10 protein-coding genes are annotated in these 8,553 nt (G+C 69.9%); 6 read left to right on the top strand and 4 right to left on the bottom strand.

Features of this window, described 5'->3' with window-relative positions; translation table 11 throughout:
* The 5 genes from HUV01_RS09165 to HUV01_RS09145 form a co-directional block, all read left to right on the top strand.
* Positions 1-411, top strand: a 411-nt coding sequence (locus HUV01_RS09165) for a 3-methyl-2-oxobutanoate hydroxymethyltransferase (RefSeq protein WP_174297979.1), incomplete at its 5' end; no start/stop codon positions are given.
* Positions 412-565: 154 nt separating this feature from the next.
* Complete coding sequence (locus HUV01_RS09160) at positions 566-1,354, top strand: hypothetical protein (RefSeq protein ID WP_368040014.1); 789 nt, start codon at positions 566-568, stop codon at positions 1,352-1,354.
* The gene (locus HUV01_RS09155; protein WP_174297978.1) at positions 1,351-2,679 is read left to right on the top strand and encodes a PQQ-binding-like beta-propeller repeat protein; all 1,329 of its coding nucleotides are present in this window, start codon (positions 1,351-1,353) and stop codon (positions 2,677-2,679) included. The genes HUV01_RS09160 and HUV01_RS09155 overlap by 4 nt, the downstream gene beginning before the upstream one ends.
* A 354-nt stretch (positions 2,680-3,033) precedes the next feature.
* On the top strand, positions 3,034-4,398 hold the full coding sequence (gene der, locus HUV01_RS09150; protein ID WP_174297977.1) for a ribosome biogenesis GTPase Der: 1,365 nt from the start codon (positions 3,034-3,036) through the stop codon (positions 4,396-4,398).
* A 185-nt stretch (positions 4,399-4,583) separates the two neighbouring features.
* Complete coding sequence (locus tag HUV01_RS09145) at positions 4,584-4,982, top strand: Hpt domain-containing protein (protein ID WP_174297980.1); 399 nt, start codon at positions 4,584-4,586, stop codon at positions 4,980-4,982.
* Between the two features lie 86 nt (positions 4,983-5,068).
* On the opposite strand, the gene rplA is transcribed toward HUV01_RS09145, so the two are convergent.
* From rplA to HUV01_RS09130, 3 genes are all read right to left on the bottom strand, one after another.
* Positions 5,069-5,761 carry a 50S ribosomal protein L1 gene (gene rplA, locus HUV01_RS09140; protein WP_174297976.1) on the bottom strand — a complete coding sequence of 231 codons (693 nt, stop codon included), beginning with the start codon at positions 5,759-5,761 and terminating at the stop codon, positions 5,069-5,071.
* Positions 5,762-5,764: 3 nt separating this feature from the next.
* Positions 5,765-6,202, bottom strand: coding sequence for a 50S ribosomal protein L11 (rplK, locus tag HUV01_RS09135; protein WP_174297975.1), 438 nt, complete (start codon positions 6,200-6,202; stop codon positions 5,765-5,767).
* A 164-nt stretch (positions 6,203-6,366) separates the two neighbouring features.
* Positions 6,367-7,992: a DNA methyltransferase gene (locus HUV01_RS09130; protein ID WP_174297974.1), complete on the bottom strand. Its 1,626-nt coding sequence runs from the start codon at positions 7,990-7,992 to the stop codon at positions 6,367-6,369.
* A 126-nt stretch (positions 7,993-8,118) separates the two neighbouring features.
* Here HUV01_RS09130 and HUV01_RS15325 point away from each other — a divergent pair, with 126 nt between their 5' ends.
* The gene (locus HUV01_RS15325; RefSeq protein ID WP_302480038.1) at positions 8,119-8,253 is read left to right on the top strand and encodes a hypothetical protein; all 135 of its coding nucleotides are present in this window, start codon (positions 8,119-8,121) and stop codon (positions 8,251-8,253) included.
* A 103-nt stretch (positions 8,254-8,356) separates the two neighbouring features.
* Here HUV01_RS15325 and HUV01_RS09125 read toward each other — a convergent pair.
* Positions 8,357-8,553 (bottom strand): KOW motif-containing protein (locus HUV01_RS09125; RefSeq protein WP_174297973.1); only part of this gene is annotated, 197 nt, incomplete at its 5' end.

The following is an 8,553-nucleotide window of genomic DNA, read 5'->3' as shown; positions in this document are numbered from 1 at the left end:
ATCCCCGTCATGGCGCATGTCGGGCTGACGCCGCAGGCGGTGAACGTGCTGGGCGGTTATGGCGCGCGCGGGCGCAACGAGGCGGAGGCCGCGCGGATCGTCGCCGACGCGGGCGCCGTCGCGGACGCGGGCGCCTTTGCCGTGCTGGTGGAGGGCGTGGTGGAGGACGTCGCGATCGCCGTCACCCGCGCGGTCGGGTGCCCGACGATCGGCATCGGCGCGTCCGTCCGGTGCGACGGGCAGGTGCTGGTCGCCGAGGACATGCTGGGGCTGTTCGAGCGGACGCCCCGCTTCGTGAAGCGGTACGACGACCTGGCCGCGCGGATCGACGCCGCCGCCGCGCGCTATGCGGACGAGGTCCGGTCGCGCGCCTTTCCCGGCCCGGACCAGGTCTACGCCGCCAGACCCTGAACCTCCCTCGCGCAGGCGCCGGCCAGTGCCGGGGGGACGCCGCCGCCGCCCGCGCGATCCCCGCGCCGGGCGCGCGACCGGTCCGACCCTTTCGTTTCGCGGGAGCGGACGCTATGGATCGCCCCTTTCCCCCGTCCGGAGTCCCATCTTGGCTGTGAAGCCCGTCACGTCCGACACCAGCAACCGAGCCTTCTACCGCGAGGTGGACGAGGAGGTGCGCCGCGAGCGGATGGCCGACATCTGGTCGCGTCATGGCGTGGCGATCGTCGCCGGCGTCCTCGCGCTGCTGCTCGCGATCGGGCTCGGCCTGTGGTGGCGCGGGCATCGCGAGGCGCGGCGCGGCGTGGAGGGCGAGCGGTTGCAGGCGGCGTTCGACAGGCTCGGCGCCGGCGATGCGAAGGCCGCCGGCGCGGCGCTGACGCCGATCGCGCGCGATGCGGGGCCGGGCTATCGCGCGCTGGCGCGGATGACGGAGGCCGACATCGCGCTTAGCCGCCGCGACAACGCCGCCGCGGCCAGGCTGTTCGCCTCGATCGCCGACGACGACGGCGTGGCGGCCCCGCTGCGCGACCTCGCGCTGGTGCGCCGGACGTCGGCGGAGTTCGACACGCTGAAGCCCGACGCGGTCGTGAGCCGGCTGCGCTCGCTGGCGATGAAGGGCAGTCCCTGGTTCGGCAGCGCGGGCGAGCTCGTCGCGCTGTCCTATGTCCGGATGAACAAGCGCGACCTCGCCGCCGCGCTGTTCGGGCAGATCGCGGGCGACGACGGCGCGCCCGCGACGCTGCGCCAGCGCGCGGCCCAGATGGCGAGTGCGCTCGGGGCGGATGCCGCCCCGCAGCCGGGAGGCGCGGCGGTTGCGCCGCAATTGAACGACGCGGCGGTTGCGCCGCAGGGACGGGGGGCGGCGGCCGCCCCGCAAGGACAGGACAAGCCCGCGACATGACGAAGACGATCGCTGCCCGGCTGATGCTGGCGGGCATGCTGGGGATGGGCCTTGCGGGGTGCGGGATCTTCAAGGGCGGCGGGCACAAGACGCCGACGATCGGCGAGCGCGTGCCGATCCTGGTGAGCGAGAACGCGGCGGAGGTCGACAAGTCGCTCGCCGCCGTGGCGGTCTCGCTGCCGCCCGCGGAGCTCAACCCTGGCTGGGCGCAGGCCGGCGGCAGCGCGGACAAGTCCAACGGCCAGCTCGCGCTCGCCGCCAGCCCGCGCAGGATATGGACGTCGTCGATCACCGGCGGCACCGATCGCGCCCGGCTGGGCGCCGCGCCCGTCATCGACGGCGGCAAGCTGTTCGCGATCGACGTCGACGCGGTGGTCCACGCGATCGACGCGAACTCGGGCGCCGCCCTGTGGCAGGTGCCGCTGGCGTCGGGCAAGAAGAACCGGGCGGCACGGTTCGGCGGCGGCGTCAGCGTGGAGGACGGGCGCGTCTATGCCACCGACGGGCTCGGCGACGTGGTCGCGCTGGCGGCGGCGGACGGCAAGCAGCTGTGGCGCGTCAAGCCGGGCGGCCCGCTGCGCGGATCGCCGACGCTCGCCAACGGCAACGTCTATATCCTCAGCCAGGACAACCAGCTGTTCGCGCTGAGCGAGGCGGACGGCACCGTCGCCTGGACGCAGACCGCCAGCATCGAGTCGCAGGGCGTGTTCGGCGTCGCCGCGCCCGCCTCCAGCCAGGGGACGGTCGTCGCGGGCTTCTCGTCGGGCGAGCTCAACGCGTACCGCTACGAGAACGGCCGGACGCTGTGGCAGGACGCGCTGTCGCGCACGTCCGCCACGACGTCGGTGTCGAGCATCGCCGACGTCGACGCCGATCCGGTGATCGAGGACGGGCGCGTGTACGCGGTCGGCCAGGGCGGACGCATGGTCGCGGTCGACATCTCCACCGGCCAGCGGGTTTGGGAACAGAACTTCGCGGGCATATCGACGCCCTGGATCGCGGGCGAGTGGCTGTTCATCGTGACGGACGACGCGCGGCTGGTCTGCGTCGCGCGCGCCACCGGTAAGGTCAGGTGGATCGCCCAGCTCCAGCACTACCGCAAGGAAAAGGCGCGCAAGGACGCCGTCACCTGGTTCGGCCCCGTGCTGGCGGGCGGGCGGCTGATCCTGACCAACTCGCTCGGCCAGATCGCCTATCGCTCGCCCGCCGACGGCGCGGTCGTGACGCTGGAAAAGGGCACGACCCCCTATACGCTCCCCCCGGTGGTCGCGAACGCCACCCTCTACCTCATCGACCAGCGCGGCCGGATCAGCGCGTACCGCTGAACCGCCGGGCGCGGCCCCTTGATCCTCCCCCGGAGGGGGAGGAGGACCAGCGCAGCTGGTGGAGGGGTAGCCTTCCGCACACGCACCGATCGCCCGCGGCCCGCTACCCCTCCGTCCGGCTCCGCCGGCCACCTCCCCCTCCGGAGGAGGAACGACGGTCGCCTCCCCGCTCATCCCCTTCCGAAAGGGGAACGACGGTCCACGCCCCTTGATCCTCCCCCGGGAGGGGGAGGGGGACCAGCGCAGCTGGTGGAGGGGTAGCCTTCCGCACACGGACCGGTCGCCCGCGCCCCGCCCCCCTCCGGGGGAGGCACGGCGGTTGGTTCCGGTGCTCGCCTGCTGTATCGCGCGGCCATGCCTCTTCCCCTCGTCGCGATCGTCGGACGGCCCAACGTGGGCAAGTCGACGCTGTTCAACCGCCTGGTCGGCAAGAAGCTGGCGCTGGTCGACGACCGGCCGGGCGTGACCCGCGACCGGCGCGAGGGCGACGCGCATCTCGTCGGGCTCGACTTCCGGGTCATCGACACCGCCGGCTACGAGGACCAGGACGCCGCCTCGCTGCCCGGCCGGATGCGGCACCAGACCGAGACCGCGGTGGCGCAGGCGGACGTCGCGCTGTTCATGATCGACGCGCGCGCCGGGCTGGTGCCGCTGGACGAGGAGATCGCCCGCTGGCTGCGCGCCTCCACCACCTCCGTCATCCTCGTCGCCAACAAGGCGGAGGGGCGCGCGGGCGAGCAGGGGCTGCTGGAGGCGCTGGCGCTGGGGTTCGGCGACGCGGTGCCGCTGTCGGCCGAGCATGGCGAGGGGATCGTCGACCTGTTCGAGGCGCTGCTGCCGCTGATCGAGGGGCTGGAGCGCGTGCCCGACGAGGACGACGCGCTCGACCCCACGCTGAAGCTCGCGATCGTCGGCCGGCCCAACGCGGGCAAGTCGACGCTGGTCAACAGGATGCTGGGCGAGGACCGGATGATAACCGGGCCGGAAGCCGGCATCACCCGCGACGCGATCGCGGTCGACTGGGACTGGCGCGATCCCGGCTCGGGCGAGACGCGCCCCGTGCGCCTGATCGACACGGCGGGAATGCGCAAGCGCGCCAAGGTGCAGGACAAGCTGGAGAAGCTGTCGGTCGCCGACGCGCTCCACGCGGTCGACTTCGCCGAGGTGGTGGTGCTGCTGCTCGACGCGACGCTGGGGCTGGAGTCGCAGGACCTGCGGATCGCGGACCGCGTGCTGGAGGAGGGCCGCGCGCTGGTGATCGCGCTGAACAAATGGGACGTGGCGCAGGACGCCTCGTCGCTGTTCAACGGCGTGAAGAAGGCGCTGGACGAGGGGCTGGCGCAGGTGAAGGGGGTGCCGCTGCTGACCGTGTCGGGCGCGACCGGCAAGGGCATCGACCAGCTGATCGCCGCCGCCTTCGAGACGCGCGAGGCGTGGTCGAAGCGGGTCGGCACGGGCGAGCTCAACCGGTGGTTCGAACGCGCGATCGAGGCGAACCCGCCGCCCGCGCCCGGCGGCAAGCGGATCAAGCTGCGCTACATGACGCAGGCCAAGACGCGCCCGCCCGGCTTCGTCCTGTTCGGGACGCGGGTGGACGAGCTGCCGACCAGCTACCAGCGGTATCTGGTCAACGGGCTGCGCCGCGACCTGGGCTTTGGCGCCGTGCCGGTGCGGCTGACGCTGCGCGCGCCCAAGAACCCGTTCGATAAGGGCCATTGATCCGGGTGGGGCCATTGATCCGGGCGGGATCGAACCCGGCTGGCTCCGTTCGGACCCGAAACGGGTGCGATCGCGGGCGCCTGCGTAACGATCCGTTTACGCGCGCGGGCCTAGGCCGGAGCGGAAGCCTTCGAACGGCATTCGCGCCCGGGCTCGGGAGGAATTGGGTGGCGGTGAGCGACGAGATGCTGGTCGACTGGGCGGCCTTTGGCCGGTGCCGGGCGGAGCTTGGTTCCGGCTTCGTGCGGATCCTGGGCTATTTCCGCGAGGACGGCGTGAAGTCGGTCGCGGCGATCGAGGCGGCGGTGCGCGCGGGCGATCCCGTCGCGATCGTCATCCCGGCGCATACGCTGAAGGGCGAGGCGCGCCAGTTCGGCGCCGAACCGCTCGCCGACCTCGCCGAGACGATCGAGGTGTTCGCGCGCGACTGCGTCGAGCGGCAGGACACGCCCGAACTCGCGGTGGAGCATGTCGTGAAGCTGCGCCCGCTGTTCCGCGACACGCTGGCGTTGCTGGAACGCGAGGCGAACCCGCTGGTCGGGCGCCGCCTCGCGACCGGCGGGTTCGGACGCAAGGCGGTATAGCCGCCGCGCCTCGGGCTATCGGGGGCAACGGGGCGGCGAAGGGCCGGGACCCTCCGCCGCCCGGCGTCAGGCCCCGGCATCAGGCGTCAGGCGCCCGCCATCTCGCTGGTGTCGACCTTGATCCCCGGCCCCATCGTCGAGGACAGCGCGACCTTCCTCAGATACCGGCCCTTCGCGCCCGACGGCTTGGCGCGGACGACCGCGTCGAGCAGCGCGTCGAAGTTCGCGCGCAGGTCCTCGGCCGGGAAGCTCGCCTTGCCGATGCCGGAGTGGATGATCCCCGCCTTCTCGACGCGATACTCGACCTGGCCGCTCTTGGCGTCGGTCACGGCCTGGGTCACGTTCATCGTGACGGTGCCGAGCTTGGGGTTGGGCATCAGGCCCTTGGGGCCGAGCACCTTGCCCAGCCGGCCGACGATGCCCATCATGTCGGGCGTCGCGATGCAGCGGTCGAACTCGATCGTGCCGTCCTGGATCGTCTGCATCAGGTCCTCGGCCCCGACCACGTCCGCGCCCGCCGCGCGCGCCTCGTCCGCCTTGGCCCCGCGCGCGAACACGCCCACGCGCACCGTCTTGCCCGTGCCCTTGGGCAGGTTGACGACGCCGCGCACCATCTGGTCGGCGTGGCGCGGATCGACGCCCAGGTTCAGCGCGACCTCGATCGTCTCGTCGAACTTGCTCGACGCGTTCGCCTTGGCCAGCGCGATCGCCTCGTCGACCCTGTGCAGCTGCTCGGGGTTGATCGCGTTCGCCTTCTGCTTCTTGCTCAGCTTCGCCATCGTTCAGCCCTCCACAACCTGCAGGCCCATCGCGCGCGCGGAGCCTTCGATGATCTTCGTCGCCGCCTCGATGTCGTTGGCGTTCAGGTCCTTCATCTTGGCCTGAGCGATCTCCGACAGCTGCGACCGCTTGATGTTCCCCGCCGACACCTTGCCCGGCTCCTTGGAACCCGACTTCAGCCCGGCCGCCTGCTTGATGAGGTAGCTGGCCGGCGGCGTCTTGGTCTCGAACGAGAACGACCGGTCGGCATAGACGGTGATGACGGTCGGCAGCGGCGTGCCCTTGGCCGTGTCGCCGGCGCTCGTCTGCGCGTTGAAGCTCTTGCAGAACTCCATGATGTTGACGCCGCGCTGGCCAAGCGCGGGGCCGATCGGCGGCGCGGGCTTCGCCTCGCCCGCGGGCACCTGTAGCTTGATGTAGCCGGTGATCTTCTTCGCCATGAGTCACTCTGTTCCAAGTTTAGCGGTGATGGCGGGCGCGGACTGCGCCCTCCCGCGAAAGGCTTTCCATCGATGTGGAAGGTGCGCGCCATAGCGGATGAGCCTCGGTCTTGCAATGTCGGAGAGGGCGCGAGTGGCGACCGGTTCCGCCCGACCGGGCGTGGCTACAACAAGCTACCCTGCTTGGCAGTGTCCTCGCGCCCGGCCTTCCTGAACGCGGCGCCGGGGTCGACGTACGGGATGTCGGGTTTCTTGCCCTGCACCATCAGTTCGGCGAGAGTGAGGATCTGGAGGCGGGGATAGCTCTTGCCCGTCGCCTCCGAGTGGAAGCGGCCCACCGCCGCGGCCTCCTTCAGCATCGCCGTCGTCGGCATCGCCTTGGTGATGAACACGCCGATCGGCGCCTTCTCGCGCTCCATCGCGGAGTGGAGGTCGCGGATCATCTGCACGCCGACATTGTCGCCGCCCTTCACGCTGACGATCGCCTTTTCCGTCTTCTTCCCGTCCGGCTTGAAATAGATGATGCCGTCGATCCCGCCGTCCGCGCCTTTCTTCCTGCCGCCGAACGGCATTGCGTCGACCATCGACACCGCCCACCACTGGAACTGGTATTTGTCGCGCGCGGCGAGGTCCTCCGCGCCGGCGAGGTCCTTGGGCGTGCCCTCGACGGTGAAGCTAGCGGCCGGAAAGGCAGCGCGCATCCGCTTCTCGATCAGGCTGATCGCGAGGTGGGTGACGTCGATGCCGATCCACTGCCGCCCGAGCTTCTGCGCGGCGTGGACCGCGGTGCCGCAGCCGCAGAACGGGTCGAGGACGATGTCGCCGGGGTTGGACGAGGCGGCGATGATGCGTTCGAGGAGGGCGAGGGGCTTCTGGGTGGGGTAGCCGAGGCGTTCTTGAGCTTGCGAGTTGATAGGCGGGATGTCAGTCCAGCATGAGCTTAAGGGGTCGAGTTCGTTGTCATCAGGGCGCACCTTACGACGTGGGCCACCACTTGCAGTCCAGTACAGATCCCCCGCGGCATCGATTTCCTGCAATTTGTCGATTGTACAGCGCCAGCCTGCTGGACCGGGAGTGAAGCCATGGTACTCATATACAAGCGTCGGGCGTGGACCCATGCTGCCTGAACGGAGTATGGGGCCGTCAGCCCAACGGCCGTAAGTATCGACGTGAGGGTAGCGCTTTACGAGTTCGCGCTCCTCGGTCGGCCGCTTAGCGGCGTTGATATTTAACTTCGTGGCTCGGGATTTAGCGTAGAAGAAGATCGTATCCGTAGCGCTCCCCCACTGACTATTCTCGTGTTGAGAGCCTTTCGGATTGCGCGACCTCAACCAAGTGATCTCAGACCGATAATTATCCGCCCCGAATACCCCATCCAGCAGCAGCTTGAGATAGTGGCTCGCGGTCGGGTCGCAGTGCAGGTACAGGCTGCCCGTCGGCTTCAGCACGCGGTGAAGCTCGATCAGGCGGATCGCCATCATGGCCAGATACGCCATCATGTCGTTCTCGCCCAGGAAGCCGCGCATCGCGTTCAGCAGGTCGAACGCCTTGGTGTTGCCGCTGCGCGCGACCTGATCGAAGGCATCCTCCGCCTTGTCGTTCCAATGCCACGTATCCTCGAACGCCTCGATCTGCGCGTCCGACGACGCGCCGGCGGGCGACTTGAACAGGATGTTGTAGTTGGCGTTCGAGTTGAACGGCGGGTCGAGATAGACGAGGTCGACGCTCGCCGAGCCGACGTGCTCGCGCAGCACGTCCAGGTTGTCGCCGTAATAGAGCCGGTTGGTCAAAGGGCGCTCCGTCGCTGGATGCGGCGGACGCTAGCGGCGTGACGGCGGGAGTAAAGCGGGGAGAGTGGAGGTTCGGAACAAAAAGAGGGCGCTTCCGTTCTGCGCCTGTTCCAACAGGAGGGTTCGATGGCAGACAAGAAGACCGGCCCGAAAGCCGCTCACGCCGCGTCGAAGGTGCTGCAGGACGGCCGCACCGGCAAGAACTCGAAAACAGCTGCCGGTTCCGCCTTGTCTCAGAAGGTAGGCAGCAAGAAGAAGTAGGGTCACGGGAGTAAATCCCGTGACGTCGGACGGGTCGTCCTCGCCGCTTCACGGCTCGGGCGCCCGCCGGCCGGTCTCGCGCCGGTCGCTGTAAGCCTTCGGCTTACTTGCTGCGCTCGACCTGCTCGAACTCCAGCTCCACCGGCGTGGCGCGGCCGAAGATGCTTACCGACACCTTCACGCGGCTGCGGTCGAAGTCCAGGCCCTCGACCGTGCCGTTGAAGCTCGCGAACGGGCCGTCGAGCACCTTGACGGTGTCGCCGATCTCGAAATCGACCTTGACCTTCTGCTTGGGCGCGG

Source organism: Sphingomonas bacterium (genome assembly GCF_903643035.1).
Classification (GTDB): domain Bacteria; phylum Pseudomonadota; class Alphaproteobacteria; order Sphingomonadales; family Sphingomonadaceae; genus Sphingomonas.
The sequence above is the reverse complement of the archived record's forward strand: the minus strand, read 5'-3'. Positions and strand labels throughout refer to the sequence as shown.